Below are 22969 nucleotides of genomic sequence, written 5' to 3' on the forward strand. Positions count from 1 at the left end.
GTCGGTTTTAATCATTTACCTAATAAAGGAAAAAATACTATGAAAACAACAGTAGAAAAAGTGAACCTAGTTGTTCACAAAGCAGACACCAGAGGCGATGCAAATCATGGATGGTTGCATTCAAGACACACGTTCAGCTTTGCGGCTTATCACAATCCAGAGCGAATGAATTTTGGAACCTTGCGCGTTCTTAACGACGACATCGTCGCAGAAAGTAGAGGCTTCGGCACGCATCCACATCGTGATATGGAAATTATATCCATACCATTAGAAGGTGATTTAAAGCACGAGGATAACATGGGTAATAAGACCATTATCAAGTCGGGTGATGTACAGGTGATGAGTGCGGGAACGGGCATCATGCATTCAGAATACAATGCCAATGAAGATGAAAAAGTGAAATTTCTTCAAATCTGGGTATTCCCGAATAAAAAGGGAGTTACCCCACGGTATGACCAGATTACGCTGAATACCGAAGACCGTAAAAATAAGCTACAACAGGTTTTATCCCCTAATCCAGAGGATGAAGGTGTGTGGGTACACCAAAATGCATGGTTCCATATGACCAACCTGGAAAAAGGAAAAACGGTTGAGTATACCTTGAAAGACCCAGAAAATAACGGTCTCTACGCTTTTATCATCAAAGGAGATGTCACTATTGCGGGTGAATCGCTCAATCAAAGAGATGGTATCGGCATTAACAATGCTACTGAAATTAGTTTGGTCGCCGATAGTGACACGGAGGTACTGCTTATGGAAGTACCTATGAATATTAACGCTTAATAACTACAGATATGACAAAAGTGAGATTTATAGCAGCATGTAGGCACTTAACTGTGCATCTGCAAAAAGAAACCTAAGAGAATATAGCTTTTTAAAAAGAAAATTATCAAATAGCCTCGGGCGGTAGGCTACACAAACCGCAATTTTTTTTAATCAAAACAGCCTTAAGGCAAAAAAACAAAAAAGTAAAAATGAAAACTTTAAAATTAACAATTGCAGCAATTCTAATTTCGGCAGTATCCTTTGCACAGTGGGATATGTACAATCCTAATCCCAACAACGACCCTGCAAACGCAGCTGAGCAATTACTCAATCCTACAAACCATGTAGTCTTGATGATAGACCATCAAAGCCAGATGGCGTTTGCCGTAGAGTCTCAACCTATTGAAGAATTGAGAAACAATGTAGGGTTGCTATCAGCATCCACAAAACTCTACGATGTACCTACCATTATTACAACGGTAGCGGAGAAGTCATTCTCAGGGCCCGTATTTCCCGAAATACGCGAGTACTACCCTAATAGCGACGAATACATCGACCGTTCGACCATGAATTCTTGGGAAGACAAGCGCGTCGTTGAAGCTGTAAAAAAGACAGGGAAAAAGAAGCTTGTAATAGCAGGTCTGTGGACTGAGGTATGTACGTTATCTGCTGCGCTTTCCTCGCTAGAAGATGGTTATGATGTCTATGTTGTGGTAGATGCCAATGGTGGTACTTCACAAGAAGCCCACGATATGGCCATGACCAGAATGATTCAGGCAGGTGTTAAGCCAATCACTTCTCTCCAGTATTTATTGGAAGTTCACAGAGACTGGGCGCGTAGTGATAAGTACAATGACATTGTAAAAATCTCTAAGAAATATGGCGGTGCCTATGGTTTGGGTATAGATTACATCAAAACGATGAGCAAGTGGATGACTGGTGTTGAGGCTAGCGAAGCTGAAGGACACAACAAAAAGAAGAAAAAATAATTCACAAAAAATGGTACGCTTTGACAACACTCAAGGCGTACCATTTAAAACAAACAGGCTATGAAAAACGTAATGACATTCATAGTGTTAACGTTTTTGCTTATCTCATGCAAGAACGATAAGGACACTTCAAAAGCCGAACAGCAGGAAACGGCAGACCTAATAGTTACAAATGCTAAAGTTGCTGTGATGGATAAAGATTACGCTTTCGCGAAAGCGATAGCAGTAAAGGACGGTAAGGTCTTAAAAACAGGTACAGTAGAAGAAATCAATGGCTTAAAAGGCGACAATACCAAAGTCATAGATGCTAAAGGAAGAACCCTTATACCTGGGTTGAACGACTCGCACTTACACTTGACTCGTGGAGGTCGTTTCTTCAATGCTGAAGTGCGTTGGGATGGTGTGAAAACCTTAAAACGTGCCTTAGAAATGCTCAAAGAACAAGCTGAAAGAACACCCGAAGGTCAGTGGGTTCGCGTTATAGGTGGCTGGAGTCCCTTTCAATTTGAGGAAAAGCGATTGTTTACCATGGAAGAACTCAATGAGGCTACGGGTGATGTTCCTACCTATGTTTTATTCCTGTATAGTCAGGGTTATTTAAATCAGGCTGGTCTAGACGTATTGGGCATAGATGAAAATACTGTGGCACCGCCAGGATCCGAATTTGAAAAAGGACCAGATGGAAAGCTTACAGGTATACTAATTGCAGATCCAAACCCAACAATTTTATACGCACGCATTGGTAGTCTACCACCATTGACTCAGGAAGAAATGGAAAACGGCACTAAGCAGTTCTATCGCGAGTTGAACAGTTTTGGGATTACCAGCGGAATTGATGCCGGTGGCGGTGGTCATAAATTCCCTAAAGATTACACTGGGACCAAAGCCCTTGCCGACGCTGGAGAAATGCCTATTAGATTATCTTATTTTCTATTTCCACAGAACAAAGGCTCAGAATATCAGGAGTTCACAGAATGGATGGAAACAAACGAAGTAGGTCATAATGGTGAAATCCATTTAGACCACGGTTACGAACTGGAAGGTGGTGGGGAATTTCTCGCTTGGAGCGCAGGGGATTTTGAGAACTTTCTTGCAGAACAACCTTTATTAGATCGTGACAGACCCACGTGGCGAAGCGATTTAAAACGCATCGTAAGATTACATGTAGATAATGGCTGGCCTTTTAGAATTCATGCCACTTATGGAGAAACCATTTCCTTAATGCTAGATGTGTTTGAGGAAGTAAACGAAGAAACCAATGGTAAGTTAGCCTCTAAACGCTGGCTATTTGACCATGCTGAAACCGTAAAAGTGGAAGATCTGCAGCGTATCAAAGCACTAAACGGTGGTATTGCGATACAAGCAAGGATGGCCTATGCAGGTGAATATTTTGTCGATCGCTACGGTGCTGAAAAGGCTAATGAAGCACCACCAGTTAAAAAGATGATGGAAATGGGCATTCCCGTAGGTGCAGGAACAGATGGTACCAGAGTAGCCAGCTACAACCCATGGCCTGCCCTGTACTGGTTAGTGACTGGTAAAACAGTAGGCGATTTTCAGCTAGCATCAGAAGAAAATCAATTGACCAGAGAAGAAGCACTACACCTTTATACTCAAGGAAGTGCCTGGGTATCTCAAGAAGAAGATGTAAAGGGTACTCTAGAAGAGGGAATGTTTGCAGATTTTGCTATTCTTTCTGATGATTACTTCACTGTTCCAGAAAAAGAAATCAACAGTCTAAAATCTGTACTTACGGTAGTAGGTGGTAATGTTGTTTATGGTGCTGAAGAATTCAATGATATGAGCCCTACACTACCAGAACCTATACCTAGTTGGTCACCGGTAAAATACTTCGGTGGTTATCAAACCCAATAAAAATTCATCCTAATCAAGCTTCAGGCGTAAAAATTAAACAAATGGAAAAAAAATCAAAAAACACCATGCATCGTAGGGATTTTATTAAAGGAACTAGTCTTGCAGGGGCTGGAGCAATGCTAATGCCCTCATCCGTATTGGGCAATGCCTTTTCGCAGATAAAGGGCTCAGCAGACTTAGTAGTGCGCAACGCAAAAGTGACAACTATTGACCCTAAAACACCAAATGCCGAAGCATTTGCCGTAAAGGATGGAAAATTTTACCGAGTGGGTTCTAATAGCCGAGTGTCAGAACTAATCGGAAACAAAACCAAGGTAATAGATGCTAAAGGGCATAGGGTTATTCCTGGACTAAACGACTCTCATACGCACGGTGTTCGTGAGGGTTTGCACTACGGTCTTGAATTAAGATGGGACTGGGTCAGCTCTGTTGAGGAAGCCCTAGCGATGCTAGCCGAAGAGGTAAAGCATACCCCAAAAGGACAATGGATAAGAGTTGTAGGTGGATTTTCATGGGAGCAGTTCAAGGAAAAGCGTATGCCTACCCTGGAAGAGATAAATAAGGTAGCGCCTAACCATCCAGTGTATATTTTCTATTTGTATGCTTATGGTATGTTGAACAAAAAAGCTATTGAGGTACTGAACTACGATAATGAGCCTATTGATTTATACTATAAAGGTCGCATTGAAAAAGATAGAAACGGTCGCGCCACCGGTATCATCACTGCAGCGCCTTCTGGTCTTATTATGTATAAAACGCTTACCAAGCTGCCTAAGATGACCAGACCCCAACAAGTTCTAGGCACGCAGCATTTCTTGAATGAACTGAATGCTCTGGGCATGACATCCTTGTCGGATGCTGGTGGCGGTGGTATGGTCTATCCAGATGCCTACGATGTGATTAGAGATGTCAATAAACAAGGCTTATCTACAGTAAGAGTGGGTGTTCATACCTTCCCACAAGTCGGTGGTCAAGAGTATAATGACTATAAACGATGGATAGGTATGGTGAAACCTGGTGATGGAGATGACATGTATCGCTTTATCGGCGGTGGTGAAAACATTTGTTGGGCCGCGTATGACTATGAAATTTTTGCACAACAACGTCCAAATTTAGAAGCCAACGTAAAAGATGTTGCATTGCCAATATACAAACTATTAGCAGAAAACAATTGGCCTTGGAGACAGCATGTGACTTACAATGAGTCTGCAAGGATTTTATTGGATATGTACGAAGAGGTTGCAGCTGCGGGTGATGGCAAGTTGCCAAAAGGTACCTTTATTGACCATGGTGAGACCTTTGACGAGCGAACTCTAGAAAGGATTGCAAAATTAGAAATGGGTATCGCTATTCAAAACCGTATTGCTTACCAAGCTGAAGACTTTGTAAAGAACTATGGTGCAGCAGCATTGGCTCAAACACCACCTATCAGGAAAATGCTCAAAATGGGTATTCCCGTTGGTGGTGGAACAGATGCAACTCGTGTAAGTTCTTATAATCCTTGGTATTCCATTCACTGGTTAGCTACAGGGCAGTCTCGCGGTGGAAGACAGATGTATGGTGAGGATAATATTTTGACCAGAGAAGAGGCTATTGCCCTATGGACAAAGGGTTCTGCATGGTTTACAGGTGATGAAGGAAACAAAGGCCAAATCAAGGAAGGACAATTGGGCGACTTTACCATCCTAAACCAAGATGTCATGGAAGTTCCTGACGCATTGATACCTAGAACACATTCTAAACTGACAGGTCTAGGCGGAAAGGTAGTTCATGCCTACGCAGATTTTGAAAAGTTTGCGCCTAAAGCCTTACCCGAAGTGGCACCGGATTGGTCCCCACTATACCGAACAGGGGACTTTAGAAAACTCTATTTAAGCTAATAAATTTTTAGGCAATAAAGCCTTTATAAACAAAAAACAATGGAAACAGCACAAAAAACAATTTGGAAGATTGACGACACCCATTCTGAAATAGGATTTAAAGTTAAACATATGATGATTTCTATCGTCAAAGGTCATTTTGAAGAATACACCTCTTCAATAGAAGCTTCGGAAGAAGATTTCGGTGATGCCTCGTTTCACTTTTCGGCAAAAATCGAGTCAATTAATACTAAGAACAACGACCGTGATGCGCACTTAAAGTCAGATGATTTCTTTAACGCGGCAAGCTATCCAGAAATGACATTTATGTCAAAGTCTTTCGATGGTAACAAACTTGTAGGTGATTTGACGATTAGAGATGTGACAAAAGAAGTTTCGTTAGAGGTCGACTTAAATGGTGTTGCCGTGGACCCTTACGGTCAGACCAAAGCAGGTTTTGAAATGCGCGGCGATATCAGCCGTAAAGATTTCGGTCTGACGTGGAATGCCGTGACAGAGGCTGGAAGTGTCGTAGTTTCAGACAAGGTCAACTTAATAATTGATGCGCAGTTTGTAAAATCTTAGTGGTTTTTATTTAATAAAAGACCATCTAATCTAATTCTAGATGGTCTTTTGTATTTAAATACATCCATAATCATGAAAACTATAATACATAAACTACTTTCAACTAGGCCTCTATTGGTTTCGGACAATATGGTACTTCTCATCTATAGGTTGCTAGTCTCTCTAGCGATGATTAATACCCACGGCATGAAAAAGATACTTGACTTTCAGGGCACCATAGAGCACATACCTGACCCTTTGGGATTGGGTGGAGAGATAAGTGCTACCATGGCAATTTTGGCCAACATTGTTGCACCAGTATTTATCATTTTGGGGCTAGGGGCAAGATTTGCGGCACTGCTCATTTTAAGTGTCACTCTTATGGGCTTTTTTGTGGTGCATGCTAATGACCCATGGGCGGTACGAGACATTCCCTTGATGTATTCACTAGCCTACCTTTTAATTTTCTTTTTAGGCGCAGGAGCCTATTCATTGGATAACAGATTTTTTAACCATTTTAAATCAGATTAATGTACTGTCAGTTCGAGCGCAGTCGAGAACGTTTCAACAACTAAAGCATTTTTTAACATATCATGAAATCGCAATTATTTTTAATCCTTATCGCTATTCTTGCCGGCGCGGTGCTACCCTTACAGGCAGGATTTAATGTACAACTGGGTAAGTCAGTACATCAACCCATATTTGCAGCTTTTGCTTCTTTTTTAATAGGTACGGTAGGGCTGTTTATTTATCTGCTCATGTTAAAATTTGATTTTTCTACGATGACTCAGGCAAAAACGGTGTCGCCTTTGGTGTGGACAGCTGGGTTATTAGGCGCGTTTTACGTGGCCGCCGTAATCATATTGGCACCTCGGCTAGGTGTCGCCTTGACGTTTGTACTCATCGTCGCCGGTCAAATGGTGGTTTCCATCGTATTTGACCACTTCGGGCTGCTCGGTCTTCCGGTAAAACAGGTGAATTGGCAACGCATCGTTGGCGTGGTCTTACTGGTCGCTGGCGTCTTAATCATACGTAGGTTTTAAGAAAATGAATACTTGGTATAGACATATCGTTATGGTGGTTTTTTTCGCTTTCGCGAAAGCGTTATCTGCACAAACCCAAGAAAGCAATAGGGCACCAATACCTATTGAAGTCATGTTTGGCTCTGAAAAAATGAACTATTTGGCCATTCTGAATTTGAGGTTTTCCGAAGCAAGTAAGTTCGGCTATTTTGGTGTAGCATCCGTATTGGCACCCTATGATAACGATGATGGTTCAAACGAACTGGTGTTGACCAATTTGTTGACCTATAATGTTTCAAAGAAGTTTCAAGCGGTAGGTGGTGTGCAATACCATTATGCAAAAGGCGTGCTTCCAGCTGCAGGGGCGCAATTCTTTTCCGCGAGTCCTACCTGGTTGTTTCTTTTCAGTTCAACACTGCAGTTTGCATCTAATACCAATATTGAGAATGTAGGTATCATCGAATATAAACCAAGGCTATCAGAAGGCTTGCGACTATATAGCCGTTTACAGGGACTTTATAATCAAAATTTGAGTGATGATTTGCACGATAGAAGTCTGTTCTATGTCAGGGCAGGCATTTCCATAGGTAAAACCAGTTTTGGCTTAGGTGCCAACTTAGATTTTTATCGAGCAAGCAGAGCGAGGGAAGAGAGTTTTGGCATTTTTATCAATCATTTATTTTAAAAAGAGTTACGGTCAAACACATGAAAATCGTTACATACATCATAATAATACTCTGGGGTTCAGCTTCTTTTGCCCAAGAGGATAGTTTTGAGTTCAGCTTACTCAGGCAAAATGATATTATCAATATAGACCCTGACAAGGAAAGCAATTTTTATAAAAGCTTAAAACAAATCAAGCTGGGTGAAAAGAGCACCTTGAGTTTTGGCGGTAGTTACAGAACGCAGGTGGAAGCCTTTGTCAATGAGCAGTTCTCAACCGAAGAAGACCAAAACGACTACTGGTTTCTAAACCGATTTATGCTACACGGGCATTATAAGTTAGCAAACAAATTTGAACTTTTTGCCGAGCTCAATTCAAGTCTTATAACCAGCAAGGAAAGCCTGGTTAGGGTTGACCGTGATGAACTGAGCGTCAACCAATTATTTGCGAGATACTATGTCAACAATGAACTTAATGTATTCGTAGGACGACAAAATGTACGTCTAGGTAGTGGTAGGTTGGTTGACGTGCGGGAAGGACCTAATGTGCGTCTGGCATTTGATATGGCCCAAGTGGAATATCAAAAAGATAAAACCTCAATCACAGCATTTCATGCATTACGGGTTAAGGAGCGACCAGGAATTTTTGATAACGATTATCTAGAAAATGACGAGACTTTAAGTGCGCTTTACTGGACTCAGAATTGGTCTAAAAGTACAAACACTGATATATACTTTCTTTATAAAACAGAAGATGGTAAAACTTTCGATGCAGGAACTGACAATGATGAAAGGGCTTCTGTAGGATTGCGCCATTTTGGTGAATGGAAGGGATTTAACTTCAACAATGAGTTTGTATACCAGTTTGGCAAATTTGGGGACCGAGATATCAGCGCATGGACAGCTTCCTTTAATATTGAAAAGGAGCTTGATTTTGGGAGCATCGGCTTAAAAACCGAACTTATCAGCGGAAATGACAACGACAGTAATTCACTGAACACCTTCGATGCACTATATCCTCGAGGAGCCTATTTTGGTCGTGTGGCGCGTATAGGGCCATCAAACCTTATAGACATCCACCCGTATTTTGATACCCGTATTGGTAAAGTCAATATTGAATTGGATTATGTGGCCTTCTGGCGATTTTCGGTAGACGATGGAGTGTATAATGCACCATTGCTTTTAGAATATCCTGACACCAATGACCAGCGATTTATAGGTCATCAAATAGGAACGATTACGGGATACGAGCTCAACGAATTTATCAATCTGGAATTTGAGACCAATCTTATTTTTCCAGGTGATTTTTTAATAGAGTCCAATCTTAACGACACATTATTCCACGCGGTTTTAACCGCAGAATTCAAATTTTAAAGCACGGTATTATGAAAAACAACAATCAAATTGGTTTACCTAAAGAAAAGTCAGAAGAAGTGGCAAATATGCTTAATGAGCTGTTGGCAAATTATCAAGTACTCTATATGGAGATTTGTTCACAAGTCCAACACAAGTTGTGAAAGATTTTTGTGTCATTAATTTTGGATAGAATTGTGCCTATTTACGCTTTCGCGAAAGCGAATGAAGTGCCAAATCACACTAGATTTTAGAAATAATTTACTTTTCACAATACGAACACAACTTGTGAAGACATTTTAGTCAATCATCTGCTTGGTTCATTCGGTCGATAAGGCTTGATTTTAACCTATCAATGTATTGAGTACGCTCGACCATTTTTCGATTTTTCAGTTCTATGAATTTTCTGTAGTAATTCCCTAAATCAACTTCAAAAAGCTTTTCACAAGCACCTGCAACTTCCTTTAAACCTGTTTCCTTTTTTAATGAACCTGAAGAGTGAACGGCATAAATAAGCTCAATTAAATCTACTTTGCTACCTACCCATTTTAACCGATGTGTTTCTGTTTGTTCATTAGCAGATTCATAAGGTGAGAGTTTCTTCTTCCTAATATAAAGAACAAGTTTGCAATACGCCTTAAACTGCGCCAGCAATGTGCCTTTGGGAGAGCTAAATTCTGGATTTTGTAAATTGATGATGTTTCCAGTATCCGTAAATTTTTCATTGGAATTTCTGGTAAAATAATGCTCGTCTAAGTGCGTACAATCCATTTCTATATATTGTCCAAAATCAATGTTACTGCTAAAGAAACGTTGTAATCTGGTAAGATGATGATTAAAGTATTTGTCTTGTTGCTTTGGACAAATTTTCGGAAAGAAACTCTCAAAACCAATCAGTTCTTTTCGGTATATTAAAGAGGATAAGGGCACTGGTTTTATCTGTTTGAAGAAGTTAATTTCTGATTGTACTGAATTGAAATCATTCTTCTTCATAATGGTATTCATCTTCCATAGTATTTCGTGTGAAAGTGTTATTATTTTTTTAGAAAGTGGAATAGTCCTATTCTCCTTTTGCTGCAGTTGTGCAATTGAAGTGTTGAATTCTTCCAATAAAGCATTCAGTTTCATTGTTCTCCCTGTGATTTTATGTGATGAAATCACAAGGGCAAGCACTCAATGCGTCAAGAGACTATTAAGAAGACCACATTTAGTTGTAAATTCACCAATATTTGTTTCCCGTTAGTTTTCCTATTTAATTTCATTAGCTAGGGGTTGAATAGTAAATGTATTTATATGAAGGCAAATGATATCAAACATTATGACGTAAAAGAATACGTTTATAACGTATTTTCGTACGTAGTGGGTGTTTTATCCTTTGCTTTTCTTTCCGAAACGCTGTAAGAATTCGACTCTGTTTTTCACACCTGTTTTTTTGAAGATATTAGATGCGTGCTTAGATACTGTTCGTTCAGCAATGAAAAAACTCTGCCCAATTTCTTTGTAAGTATTCCGATTTAAAATGGAAATAGCTATTTCAATTTCCCTTCTTGTAAGACTTTGGTATATGAGCTTGGGTTCCAGTGGTTTTTCTCTGTTTTCCCTATAAAAAGAAATTACCTCAAACATCTTGTTCTTGTTTTCTAAGAAATATAAATGCCTATCAATTTCTATACTTGTAATTGAGAAAAATGCACAGTTCATTATCGTAAAAGTTATCCATTGATAATCACCAATCGCAGTGCAAACAGGAAGTAATGCTATCGCACTTACACTAATGATGGAAAGTCTGTTGCGACGAATAATAAATTGATTTGGATTAGTTGGATTTGAAATTCTTTTATAAAAGAGAATCAGAAAAATGAATGCTAAAATAGAAAAAGGAATTGTAAAGAGCAGCTTTGAAGTATGCAGCGAGGATGTTAAAAAATAGGGTATTAAGTAAAGTGTAATAAAACCACTTGCCGTTACCAATGCAAGATTTCTAACCGATGAATGGAACTTCAAAACAATGATATCATATTCTTTGTAGAGGTAGTAAACGATATAAACGCAAAGTGTTATAGCCACCCCGTAGGTAATTATATATTGAATTATTTCAGGACCGGGAAAATTTTTCATTGGTAGAAAACCGCCTGAGGCATTGTAAGCGACGAACAAACATCCTAAACAAAGGAATCTAAACAGACCGTTTCTTTTTGAGTTAAATACCAAATACAGCGTAAACAATACAATGAACATATCAACCAAGAGGTAGAAAAAAGTTGTCCAATGTATTGATGTACCAAACATATTTTACCATTTAGTGATTCTTTCAAATTTTCCTATTGCTTCGTTCTTCACTACATTGTCCCAATGAAAGGTTTCATTATGAATGGCAATAAAAATGCCCCTTGTCACTTTTTTAAACTGACTAATGGCATATTCTATGTTGGATTTGGCATCCGTATCGGGTCTATCACCCAAAATGAATGCGCCAGTAAGAATTATAGTTTTGTTCAGCTTTTTTTGTGCTAAATATTGAGCCGTCTGAACCATTGAATATGTCCCATGAGTGATTAAAATGTTATCTGTATTTGCCTTCAAGATCTCTTCAAAAAGTTGCTCACGGTCTTGTTCTGTAATAAATCTGCTATCTTTTGAAAATACCGGCACTATTGAATAGTCTGGCAAATTTCCAATGTCATTAAGATGATCTTCAATATGCACATGAGATTCGGCAGGAGTTTGATAGGTTTTATAATCCATTCCTTCAATAGTACCTCCTGTTGTCAAAATTGCTATCATAATTGTATTTATCTCCAGTTCACTAAGCCCTTCTCAGGAAACATTATTAATGGATTGCATAAAGGATAAAGTAGCCCAAATTAAAATATCTCATTTTTGTTAAACATAAAATACTATTTGCATTAGTTATTCGTAGAGATATTACCATATACCTATGCTCTAAAACCATAACGTTGTTTCCCAATTTATTTTTTTGTAAGGTACTTGAAGACTCTGCTTTTGACTGTACACTTTTTACCATTTCGATGATACTTTTTTGACTAAAGGACATCTTAAACCGTAAAATCTTAAAAACCATGTCAAAATTGCTAAGTTTATTAATTGGTTCAATAGCATATATTTAGAAAATTATCTAGATCAAAAAATTAACAATAGAAAAGCCGGTTTTAAGGCAAGTGTGAATTCTAGAATAGGTAAAGCAATTGTAAAATTTTTCAAAGTATAGCCAAAGATGATTGTTATGAATACTTTTGGGATGGATTTTTAGTGTAAAGCTAGTGCATTCATTATAACGGGATTCGAAGAATTTTTATCATCTTAATGAACTTACCTTAAAATTGTGATATATCCCTTGTACGTTTCATTTATATCACCTTGAATATCCATAATGTAATAATAGTTGCCAACTGGTAATATTTCCCCTTTATATGTGCCAAACCAATCGTTCTGGTAACCAGTTGCTTCGAACACTTTACTGCCCCATCGATTATACACGGTTAATTGGTTATCAGGATAGTTTTCGATACCTTCAATCATAAACATATCGTTTGCCCCATCACCATTTGGTGTCATAGTATTAGCAAATCGTAACGTACTGCCTATTGGTATATTACAATCCTGAGGTCGTTGTAGTTCAAATGGTCCAGCAAGTGCTTCACAATCCACCCCATCATTCACCATAAGCGAATAGTTACCCGGTGCAACAGCCTGTAATTCTAAATCCGTTCCTACGACCATAGCATTGGCATCGGTCCATTCATAGGTCTCATCGCCCGAATTTCCACTGATTTGTATTCCTGTAATATTACCATCGGTTAGGTTGCAGTCTGGCATCGAAATGTCTAGTTGAGAAGTATCTAGCATTAACAAACACTCCTCATTTACATTGACGATAACAGTATCCAAAGCAACACAACCACTACCAAAATCTGCTGTGACTGTATATGTGGTGGTTACTGTAGGGGTGACAGTTGGGCTTTGTTGGTTTTCTTGTCCTAATAAAGAAGGGTCTGCTGGACTCGCTATCCAAGTATACGTTGGAGTACCATTACTTGGAGTCGCAAGAAGTACTGCTGATTCGCCGTTATTGATGGTTTGGTCGGGACCAGCATCAACGCTCTCAGTAGAAGCCGAAGTATCAAAAAGTCTAAAATCATCCAAAAAATAATACCTTTCAAATGCAGCAGGTACGGGTTCACAAACACCTCCTAGCACTATGGCTTCAACATCCGCAGATGGTGTGAAATTAATAGTCACCAATTCCCAATTTCCAGGTGAACTGCTTACGGTTACCCTTCCCATTTCCTCGAACTCTGGATTTGTTCCGAAAGGACAAGGTACGAACGTATTTTCCAGATAGGGTATGTTAGAACAATCTATTGTTCCATAGAGCACAAACGTATTTGGCGATTGCGATTGCGCACTTCCTCCACTGGCCGGAGCAGAGCCAAAGCCCACATTAAACTCTAGTTCGTAATTCGTATCAGCTATCAGTGGGTTCGAAAGGCAAACTCCGACCAATTCTTTATACTCCGGATTAACATCACCCCCTATATATAATCCTACAAATCCATTACCGTCAGGTATCGGCAGCGGTGCGGTTGGTTGAAATGCTTCCCCAATAAAACCACAAGTATTGAGATAATCAGTTGAACCAAATGAGGGAGCAATCCAATTATTTACCCTATCCATTTGAAACTGTGCATCTGGGCATTGGAAAAAATCTTCAAAAGAAGGATTGGGTATAACATTGAAAATCTCTCTTCTACACGAAGAACCGTTTATTACGACGGTCACGGTATCCGCATCCGTACAGCCTCCACCAAAATCCGCTGTCACGCTATAGATTGTGGTTATCGCAGGAGTAACTGTTGGGCTTTGATTGTTTTCTTGACCTACAAGTGAAGGGTCTATGGGGTTAGCGGTCCAAGTATAAGATGGTGTACCATTGCTTGGTGTCGCAGAAAGTACAGTAGAATCCCCATTATTGATAGTTTGGTTAGAGCCAGCGTCAACGTTCTCGGTGCAGTTTTGATTAACGATTACCCTGATTTGAGTATTGACAACAGTACATCCTAAATCGACCGATATACTATAGATAGTAGTTTGTGTTGGAGTTACCGTAGGCGACTGAATACTTTGAACTATCTCGCCGGTAGATGCATTCCAGTTATACGGTCCTGAACCAAAAGCCTCGAGCTGTATTGACTGCCCTAAATTGATGCTAATCTCTGTCTCATAATTGGTAGTGGAAACCCATCCAACAATAGGCGTCACGGCAATGTTATCGACATTGTAATATGCCGGATCACTGTCTGCTGGATTGTTGTCGGCATCTACAAAGTTGATTGTATTATGTTCAGCAAAAACTCCCGTAATCAAGTGTGTGAATGTTTGGTCGGCAACATAAATACCCTCGACGAGAGTCCAATCGCTCCCCACCAAATCCATTGTTTCTACATGTGCAGCAGATCTCGTTAAGTTACCGGGGCCACATTGACCGCTGTTGGCCAGACCCGGATTATTAACAAACCTAAAACCAAGACGGTTGATCTGAAATCGTTGTACAAATCCTTGCCTGAAATAGCCGGAAACACGATAAGGTACATCAACAACTAAGGGACAACATAATTCCACACCAGAAAATTCTCGGGTCTCGTAACCTGAAAAATTTGAATTTGGCGGGCTTCCATAGGGATAAAAAGCCTGGAAACCAGCATAATTGTTCCCGTCTTGTGGTGCATCTGCCGCTGTCGTATGACTTGGATTACATCCACTGGAAGCAGGCATATATAGGTCTGGGGAGTAGTGGTAGCTATCCCAATTATCGGCTCTCCGCAGGGCTTCTCCACCAAATCCGCAACCTTGGTTAAGACAAGTATTACTATTTCCCTGAATTTCCTCAAAACTCGGGTTTGGCACTAAATTCAAGCTGCAAGAAGACGTGATTGAAGTACAACTAGGCGAAACGGGATCCATATAACCCCAGACCAACTCACCTGAACCTGGGAGACAATTAATACCTTGGTCTCTTGAGCCACTACTATAAAATTCAGACCCTATACCTAATCGCCCTCCGAAACCTGAAGGCCAAGTGGCAAAAAAGGTCTCCCCACTTAATGATGCTGTCTCTGCAGTAGAAAGTGCACCACCAGAAAGTACCCCACCTGTATTGAAACGTACTTCTTGTGTGGTACAGCTGTTGGGCGTTCCATTGATTACAGGTATACCTGAATCATTCTGTGTACTGGCATTAAGTGAAACGTTACCTACACCTATAGTGTTTGTTAAGACATTCATGTTTGCCTGTGCCTCCGTAAGGTTAAAACCGCTGGAAGTAATATCGTTTTGAAAATAAACATTACCCCCATTTTGAAGATATATAGCGAGCTCATTCATAAATGAGGTTTCAAAAACTCTGAATACGCCCTGTACCATAATCAAATCATAATTGCTCACGTTATTCAAACAAGTTGTAGGATTGGCAGGATTACTACCTGTTATTTGGCAGAAGTCAAAATTGACCGCCATTCCAGCCTGATTTTGTACACATTCGAACCTGCCTGTCCCTCCGGCAGTAGGTTCATGTATTACCAGTACGTTTTGTGCATTTATAGCAGTATTTGCAAACAGTAGAATTATTGTTAAAAGTTGTATGTTTAGTTTCATATGAAGCAGCGTTACATTGAATATTGGGGACAGGCACATTTTTGATTTCCAAAGTCAAAACGGTAGCTTAATATAACTTCATGTGTGCCGGATTGCTGGCCACTAAACTCAGTAAGGGACCAGTCATAAGAATAACTAACCAGAAAATTCTGTAAGACCTTCATCCCGAAAAATCCAATTAATGCATCCTGATTTCGATAGGCAAGACCACCCCACAATTTATCTTGATAAACCAATTTTCCATTGATGTCCCATTGAATAGGAGCGCCTACAACCGTCTTTACCAAAATGGACGGTACGATCTCAAAATTTTGATTTAAGTCAATACGGCTGCCTACCAAGAAATTAAAGTTTCTGTTTAGACGTCCATCATTGGTCAATACGCCATTTTCAATATCATAAGGAATTTCATTATCAAAAAGTTGATTAGCTGCAACACCTGCAAAAAGATAATTGGAATAGACGTAGAGGCCTAGGCTCATATCAAAATTCAAGTCAGAAAAACTGTTGACCAGAATGTCATTTGGATTTTGGATGAGTACAGCCTCCGACGCATCGTAGCTGAACTGATTAACTCCTGCAAACGCTCCCACTGACAAAAACCAATCCCTTGAAATTTTTAGGTGATAAGCATAACTGCCGTAAAAACCATTTTGATTTATAGGCCCTGTATTGTCAGTGTACAAAAAGGCTCCCACCCCTTGATGAGACTCTCCTCCTCTTCGCTGCAAACGACCCTGAAGTAAGTGCAACGAACTATTAAAACTAAATGTAGCTGTTCTAGGGGCACCATCAAATCCCGTCCATTGGTTGCGATAAGCTGCGGTCAGTTCTGCATAGTCTTCGACACCTGTCATGGCAGGGTTTATAACGTATGGGTTTTGCAAATACTGAGAAAATTGCGGATTTTGTTGAGCGTTGTTAAAGAGGGGTATTAAAAATACTGTGAGATGCAGTCCAAAATTAATCAACTTTTGCTGTAAAGATTGATAAAAGATATTCTGCTTCGTATAACGCTTGTTAAAATCATTGATTGTATGGGGCAAATTATAAAAGTTTTTTAAGATGTTAAAAGTATGTTAAGTCCAAATCGAAACGCAGTATAAGAAATTTATTTGTTTCAATGATCGGACAAAAACTGGACAGAACTTAAACTTCTATCCTTAAATGCTTGTTTATATGATATCAAAGCAACTTATTGGTGATTAAATATCATCTTTAATAAAGTGTTTTCTAATCCGGATAGTTCAGTCATAATTTCTATATTATCATCAGATTTATTCTGAGACGCAAGGAAAAGGTTAATCCTTGATTGAAGGGTAACACAATTTAAACCGGACCAAAATTTTTATGATTTCAAAACTTAACCTGCGTATTTTTTCTTTTACACTCTTTTCTATTTTTGGTGCAAGCTTGACCTGCTACAGCCAAGGACAATCAGACCTTAAAAGTAGGGTAGAGAATATATTTAGAATAACAGATAGCTTAGAATATAAAAATGACTTTAAGAAAGCACTACCTCTTGCACAAAAAGGTCTACAGTATGCATTAAAACTTAAAAATGATTCATTAGCCTACGCAGGATACAATTATGTAGGTTATGCTCATTTTGGAAAGGGAAATCTAAGATTAGCTTCCAATAATTTCCTAGAGGGTCTGAAAATTGCTGTTGATAGAGGTGATTTAGCACAAGAGCTCAATAGTGTTTGGTTTTTATCAGTACTTCACGAACGCGCAAACAATCTTGGAAAAGCACAGCAGTACAATCAAGAATCACAGATTATTGCTGAAAAATTGAATAAGAAACATTCCTTGGTCATATTAAAGTCAAATTTGGGAATGATTTATAAAAAGATCGGATTGCTAGATAGCTCTTTATCAAAATTTAACGAGTCGCAACGGGCTCTTTTACTACTAAAAGATAGTGTAAATTACAACTCGGTTTTAATCAATAAAATAGAGCTATTCAATGCCATGGGCAATTTGGATTCATCGCGTATTTTGGTTGATAAACTACAACAAAGTAAGATTGGTTATCTTGAATATCAGGAATCATCCCTTTTGACAAATATGGCAGAAATGCTATGGTTAGAAGGAAAACCAAATGAAGCCTTCAAAAAAATCAATTCTACAAAAATTACCCATAGTAATAGCTATTCAAAATTTCGGTATTATCAACTATTATCCGAAATCTATAAATCTCTGGGGAATACCGACGGAGCTTTTTCATCTTTAAAAAAAAGCAATATCCATAAAGACTCGATGCAAAAAGAGAATAGAGCACTCGCTATCTCTGAATTGGAGACTCAGCTGAAGTTCAGTCAAGTAAAAGACAGTCTAAACATTAAAAATTATGAACTTGTACTGGCAAAAAAAGAGAGTAAAAATAGACGTCTATGGAATGGGTTATTGGTTTTTGCAACATTGGCTTTGATATTGACGATTTATATACTATTCAAACTTCAACGGAATAAAATTCGCCGAACAACCAAAAAACTTAATTCTTCAATTCTGGAAAAAAAAGAGCTAAAAGAAGAACTGGATATAAAAAACCTGGAAATCACCGAGAACCTTCTTGGGTTGTTAAAAAAGAAAGAAATGGTATTGGCCAATGAACTGGTAAGAAAACATCCGGAACTGCAAAAGGAGATTAAAAAAGTGTATAATTCTGCAGAAACATGGATGGACTTTAGAAATCAATTTACCCAGATACACCCTAACTTCTACAAGAACCTTTTGGCTACGTATCCTAGTTTGACAAGTGGCGAAATGAATATGTTATCCCTTGTAGCCTTACGTTTGAGTAATAAGGAAATTGCTTCGTTGTTGAATATTACAGTTCAAGGCGTTGAAAAGTCTCGTTATCGTATTCGAAAAAAAATGAACCTGAAAAAAGAAAGTTTATACAAGGTTGTTCAAGGTTTTGTTTTCACAGAATAAATAATGAGTGCCCGAGATGTATTTAAGTGGTAAAATTACATCTAGCTAGTATTTAAAAGCCTATTTCTATTTGAACAATGAAATAGATAAAAGTTAGCATTATTCGTGTTTGTCTTTCTATCAACACATGTTTCTTTAAAATCGTATTCCCACGGATATATTTCCAAAATACAGAAGGTCATCTGCTTCATTACCCTCTGCGTCTTTGGCCCAATTATCACTATGATATGCGCTGTATGCCAAACCAACAGGTTGTACGTTGACAATTAAACTATATTTTTGCTTTTTAAGAAGGCTTAATTGATAGCCAGCCATTGAATACACAAATAAGCCGTAGCCCTCATGTGTTCTATCGCTAAAAGTGGCATTTTCTAACCGGTAATAAATTTTAGGTTGTAAACCTGCCTCGAAATTCAAGCCTTTCCAGAAAAAATGTCGGTATCCTAATATAATTTGATAGTCGTCATACGTTCCTCCGTCTCTTTCCGAGTTTAGATGGAAATGAATTCCTGTAACGAATTCGCCGCTATTTTTTTCTTTTTTCCAAATTCTGCGTGTGTATTTGAAAGATATTTCGTTTCCTGGCGCAATGGGTAGTAGAATACTTCCCTCTACTGAATTTTTAAAATCGAAAATATTGATCTCCTCGTCAAACAACGAGTTGTTTTGGGGAGTATTTGAAACAACTTTAATGAAACTATCTGCCTGTAAATCGGTGTTTAATGAGGCGAGGCTAGAATCTGAAGTTTGTCCTGATATTTTTAGTAGAAATAAGGAATTAATTATAAGAAAAGAATATGCGCTTTTGTAATAGTTATTAGGTGCTTTAGTTTTCATAGCATGCTTTGTTAAAATTTACAGGCTATAAATAAACAATAAGTAATAACCAATATTCTTGACGATCGTCAAGAAATCATTTCGTATATATTCTTTTTCTTATTCTGCTTAATGTTTCAGCACTCACACCAAGATAGGATGCAATCATATATTGTGGTACTTCTTGAAGTAGTCTCGAGTTTTTATCCACAAGAATTTTATATCGCTCTTCAGGTGTTTCTTTAAGTAAATTGTCAAGCCTTTGCGCGACCATTAAATAAAGTTGTTCTGCCATTTTTCTCCCCAATCGGTCAATCAGGGGGAATTCATCATAAAGTTTAAAAAGGTCATCTTTTCTTAATTTCCAAAAACTCCCATCACTTAGCGCCTCAATATAATGGGATGATTTTCGTCCAGATATAAAACTTCTGTAGTTGCTTAAAAATTCGCCTGGAAACCAAAATGCTGTAACTTTCTCGTTGGCATTTTTGATTTCAAAAAATCGAACTATCCCGCTATTCATAAATCCTATAAAATTACAAGTAGTATGCTCATCTAACAGAATCTCTCCCTTTTTAAAACTTACTAGCTCAAAACAATGCTCCATTTCAAGCCATTGCTTATCGGGCAAAACTACCAGAGAGTCGAAATATTGTCTTATTTTATCTTTCAATGCGTCTTATATGCAAAGGATTAAACACCTTAAATATACTTTTATCTTTCTAAAAGAGTTTGAATAGCTACAACTTTTTAAAGTTCTGAAAATGAATTTCATTTAGAACCTTAGCTTTAGCGTGTAGTCCTTCTATTTGCATAAGCCCTCTCGATTACAGATGAGCCCAGGTTTAAAAAGTGTCATTGATTGTCCTATTTGTGACAATTAATAATATACTACAAACACGATATTGCAGGTAAAAAGAATGTTCTCTTCGTTCTCAAAAGGAATGTAAAGTACTGCGACTAATTTTAACTACCATAGTTTTTTGGTTTTACCAATTCACTCTAAATATTTGGGAATCGAAGCCAAGCGTTTGTCTGGTCAATCGAGATTTTACTGAAAATTCGTACAAGTGGATTCTTAATGATCGAATGAACAATTTTTTTTTCATCAAACTTAAAACAACTTCAAATACATCATTATGGAAAAAGTAAACCTAGGGCTATCAGAAAAACAGCGGCTTGGTTCAGCACAATTACTGAACCATTTATTGTCAGACGAGTTCATATTATATACCAAAACCAGAAAATATCACTGGAATGTTACCGGTATGCAGTTTAAATCCCTACATGAACTTTTTGAGGAGCAATATCGCGCACTTGAGGAGCAGATAGATGAAGTGGCAGAGCGTGTTCGTTCTCTTGGGTTTCAGAGTATTGGTACACTAAAACAATTTACCAAATTATCCCGTTTGGAGGAGCACGAGACCGAAGACGATAATGCCAAGGCGATGCTGCTCAGTTTGATTACAGACCATGAAACCATTGTTTCCCACCTTCGGAAGGACTTGGAAAAAGCAGAACAGGAGTATGGCGATGCCGGAACGGCCGACTTTATGACTTCTTTGATGACCACACATGAAAAGACTGCTTGGATGCTAAGGGCATATTTAGAATAATCAAAGCGTTCCGAATGTATAAAAGACGTGCCAATGAATTAACTATTCATAATTAAATATTTATGCAACATCATATACTCTTCAATATTTTTGCCATATTCGGTGTGGCAACCCTGGTCATAATCATTTGCAAGTTTTTAAAAATACGGTATATCATCGGTTATTTAATCACGGGTGTACTATTGAGTCCAAATACGAGCTCTTATTTTGCCGATATGGAAGAAGTAGAGGTCTATGCCGAAATAGGAATTATTCTGTTACTTTTTACGGTAGGTCTTGAATTTTCGTTTACCAACCTCAAAAAAATCAAAAAATATGTTTTGGTAGGTGGAGCTTCGCAGGTTTTTTTGACCATAGCAATCACAGCAAGCTTAATCTGGCTGGTCAACAAACCCACATTTGAAGAAAGCATCTTTTGGGGATTCTTATATGCCCTTAGTAGTACGGCCATTGTCATCAAGGTACTACAAGACAGCAATAAAATCAATACGCCGCACGGTAGGTTTATTTTAGCAGTTTTGCTTTTTCAGGATATCATAATCGTGCCGTTTATTTTATTGACGCCTATTCTCGCGGGTGTAGGTGAGGCGAGCCCTGCGGAAGCCTTATTGTGGCTATTGGGCAAGATGACCATGATGGCCCTTTTGGCTTATCTGTTAGCACGATATGTTATCCCATTTTTTCTCAGAACTGTGATGCGTGTACAAAGCCAGGAAGTCTTTTTGATTGCCTTAGTTTTTATGGTAACCGGCATAGCGTTATTGACAGAACAATTGGGGTTGTCCCTTGCTTTAGGTGCCTTTATTGCAGGGCTCATCATCTCTGAGACGGATTATAACCACATGGCTATTTCGTGTTTTTTACCCTTTCGTTATGTATTTATGAGCTTCTTTTTCATCTCAATGGGTATGCTTTTAGATTTTCAGATTTTCTTAACCGACTTAGAGTCTATCGTCTTTTGGTTTTTCTTTACCCTCATGGTAAAAGTAGCCGCTGGCATTTTGGCTGTTCAAATATTGAGATTAGACTGGAAGACTGCCTTGGCCGTAGGCTTTTCAATTGCTCAGATTGGAGAATTCTCATTTGTGTTGGCCCAAAGCGGGCTGAAATACAACCTAATGAATGTACAGAATTATCAGATATTCCTTGCAGTATCTATCTTGCTCATGTCGGTCACTCCAGTCATTGTATTAAAGGCTGAAAACTTTCATCCCGCCTTCGCACGATTGATAAAAAATAGACGCTATGGAAGAAAAAGGGCTTAGACTTTACGGTACCGATTGGTGCCTTAAATCGACAAGAATTAGAAATTACCTGCAATCTATTTGGGTTGCATTTGACGATTTTAATGTAGAGACCGATAAACAAGCAGAAGCTAAGGTACGTTCTTTGTATGATGGAGAACTCAAATTTCCCACGGTCACTTATGGTAAGTATTTTCTAAAAAATCCATCTATCCCAGAATTGAATGATTTTTTGGATATGTATAATCTTCGAGATGATAATTAGTCTTCTTCTAATTTTAAAAAGTGGTCAATTAGCTATGTCTATTTTAATGGTAAAGTTTCTGTTTTTGTTTGCTCAATCTTGCTGAAAACGGGTTAATGAATATATATCTGATTTATTAAAGATATATCTCTATACCGTTCGTAATTTATAAATATTGGCAAGTAGGTTCAAATACAGAAAAGAAGTTCTAAAGACTCTTTAAATAAATCTTCTAAGTTGTATTCAAAGTTGACAAATTAGTATTGTAGTAAAAGTAAAAACCGATTAAGTTTTTAGGAGTGAAGTTTGGAGAATACGCAAATATTCTTTATCCATCTGGAAGACTA

General features: G+C 38.4%; 20 protein-coding genes. 13 read left to right on the forward strand and 7 right to left on the reverse strand.

Translation table 11 applies throughout. The features are described from left to right. The first annotated feature begins 39 nt into the window (after positions 1-39). The 9 genes from J8281_RS06440 (at position 40) to J8281_RS06480 (ending at position 9111) form a co-directional block, all read left to right on the forward strand. A complete protein-coding gene (locus tag J8281_RS06440; RefSeq protein WP_210196848.1) occupies positions 40-783 on the forward strand; it encodes a pirin family protein in 744 nt (247 codons plus the stop codon). A 191-nt stretch (positions 784-974) separates the two neighbouring features. After that, positions 975-1754: a hydrolase gene (locus J8281_RS06445; protein WP_210196774.1), complete on the forward strand. Its 780-nt coding sequence runs from the start codon at positions 975-977 to the stop codon at positions 1752-1754. Positions 1755-1814: 60 nt separating this feature from the next. After that, the gene (locus tag J8281_RS06450) at positions 1815-3629 is read left to right on the forward strand and encodes an amidohydrolase (protein ID WP_210196775.1); all 1815 of its coding nucleotides are present in this window, start codon (positions 1815-1817) and stop codon (positions 3627-3629) included. A 41-nt stretch (positions 3630-3670) separates the two neighbouring features. Beyond that, positions 3671-5509 (forward strand): amidohydrolase, encoded by a 1839-nt coding sequence (locus tag J8281_RS06455; protein ID WP_210196776.1) that lies wholly within the window; start codon positions 3671-3673, stop codon positions 5507-5509. Positions 5510-5548: 39 nt separating this feature from the next. Continuing rightward, positions 5549-6073, forward strand: a complete 525-nt coding sequence (locus tag J8281_RS06460; RefSeq protein ID WP_210196777.1) for a YceI family protein — start codon at positions 5549-5551, stop codon at positions 6071-6073. Positions 6074-6202: 129 nt separating this feature from the next. Further along, positions 6203-6583 (forward strand): DoxX family protein, encoded by a 381-nt coding sequence (locus J8281_RS06465; RefSeq protein WP_256437874.1) that lies wholly within the window; start codon positions 6203-6205, stop codon positions 6581-6583. 62 nt (positions 6584-6645) lie between these two features. Continuing rightward, entirely contained in the window at positions 6646-7095 is a 450-nt protein-coding gene (locus J8281_RS06470; RefSeq protein ID WP_210196779.1) for a DMT family transporter, read from the forward strand. 31 nt (positions 7096-7126) lie between these two features. Then, the gene (locus tag J8281_RS06475; RefSeq protein ID WP_210196780.1) at positions 7127-7759 is read left to right on the forward strand and encodes a hypothetical protein; all 633 of its coding nucleotides are present in this window, start codon (positions 7127-7129) and stop codon (positions 7757-7759) included. 20 nt (positions 7760-7779) lie between these two features. Beyond that, positions 7780-9111 carry an alginate export family protein gene (locus J8281_RS06480; protein ID WP_246849000.1) on the forward strand — a complete coding sequence of 444 codons (1332 nt, stop codon included), beginning with the start codon at positions 7780-7782 and terminating at the stop codon, positions 9109-9111. Between the two features lie 282 nt (positions 9112-9393). Here J8281_RS06480 and J8281_RS06485 read toward each other — a convergent pair whose 3' ends face one another. From J8281_RS06485 to J8281_RS06505, 5 genes are all read right to left on the reverse strand, one after another. Beyond that, a complete protein-coding gene (locus J8281_RS06485) occupies positions 9394-10218 on the reverse strand; it encodes an RteC domain-containing protein (protein ID WP_210196782.1) in 825 nt (274 codons plus the stop codon). A 240-nt stretch (positions 10219-10458) separates the two neighbouring features. Next, positions 10459-11208, reverse strand: coding sequence for a helix-turn-helix transcriptional regulator (locus tag J8281_RS06490; RefSeq protein ID WP_246849001.1), 750 nt, complete (start codon positions 11206-11208; stop codon positions 10459-10461). Positions 11209-11382: 174 nt separating this feature from the next. Then, positions 11383-11874, reverse strand: a complete 492-nt coding sequence (locus tag J8281_RS06495) for an asparaginase domain-containing protein (RefSeq protein ID WP_210196784.1) — start codon at positions 11872-11874, stop codon at positions 11383-11385. Positions 11875-12420: 546 nt separating this feature from the next. Continuing rightward, positions 12421-15762: a gliding motility-associated C-terminal domain-containing protein gene (locus tag J8281_RS06500; RefSeq protein ID WP_210196785.1), complete on the reverse strand. Its 3342-nt coding sequence runs from the start codon at positions 15760-15762 to the stop codon at positions 12421-12423. Between the two features lie 11 nt (positions 15763-15773). Continuing rightward, positions 15774-16808, reverse strand: a complete 1035-nt coding sequence (locus J8281_RS06505; protein WP_210196786.1) for a type IX secretion system membrane protein PorP/SprF — start codon at positions 16806-16808, stop codon at positions 15774-15776. 304 nt (positions 16809-17112) lie between these two features. Here J8281_RS06505 and J8281_RS06510 point away from each other — a divergent pair, with 304 nt between their 5' ends. Then, positions 17113-18702: a LuxR C-terminal-related transcriptional regulator gene (locus J8281_RS06510; RefSeq protein WP_210196787.1), complete on the forward strand. Its 1590-nt coding sequence runs from the start codon at positions 17113-17115 to the stop codon at positions 18700-18702. Between the two features lie 135 nt (positions 18703-18837). Here J8281_RS06510 and J8281_RS06515 read toward each other — a convergent pair whose 3' ends face one another. Together J8281_RS06515 and J8281_RS06520 are read right to left on the reverse strand one after the other, a co-directional pair. Then, on the reverse strand, positions 18838-19539 hold the full coding sequence (locus J8281_RS06515; protein WP_210196788.1) for a hypothetical protein: 702 nt from the start codon (positions 19537-19539) through the stop codon (positions 18838-18840). 76 nt (positions 19540-19615) lie between these two features. Next, entirely contained in the window at positions 19616-20191 is a 576-nt protein-coding gene (locus tag J8281_RS06520; RefSeq protein ID WP_210196789.1) for a Crp/Fnr family transcriptional regulator, read from the reverse strand. 466 nt (positions 20192-20657) lie between these two features. Here J8281_RS06520 and J8281_RS06525 point away from each other — a divergent pair, with 466 nt between their 5' ends. The 3 genes from J8281_RS06525 to J8281_RS06535 all read left to right on the forward strand — a co-directional run bounded on the left by J8281_RS06525 (position 20658) and on the right by J8281_RS06535 (position 22643). After that, the gene (locus J8281_RS06525; protein ID WP_210196790.1) at positions 20658-21134 is read left to right on the forward strand and encodes a Dps family protein; all 477 of its coding nucleotides are present in this window, start codon (positions 20658-20660) and stop codon (positions 21132-21134) included. Positions 21135-21196: 62 nt separating this feature from the next. Then, positions 21197-22399: a cation:proton antiporter gene (locus tag J8281_RS06530; protein WP_210196791.1), complete on the forward strand. Its 1203-nt coding sequence runs from the start codon at positions 21197-21199 to the stop codon at positions 22397-22399. Beyond that, positions 22380-22643: a glutaredoxin domain-containing protein gene (locus J8281_RS06535; protein WP_210196792.1), complete on the forward strand. Its 264-nt coding sequence runs from the start codon at positions 22380-22382 to the stop codon at positions 22641-22643. The genes J8281_RS06530 and J8281_RS06535 overlap by 20 nt, the downstream gene beginning before the upstream one ends. Positions 22644-22969 lie beyond the last annotated feature (326 nt).

The organism is Aquimarina sp. U1-2, assembly GCF_017897595.1.
GTDB lineage: Bacteria > Bacteroidota > Bacteroidia > Flavobacteriales > Flavobacteriaceae > Aquimarina.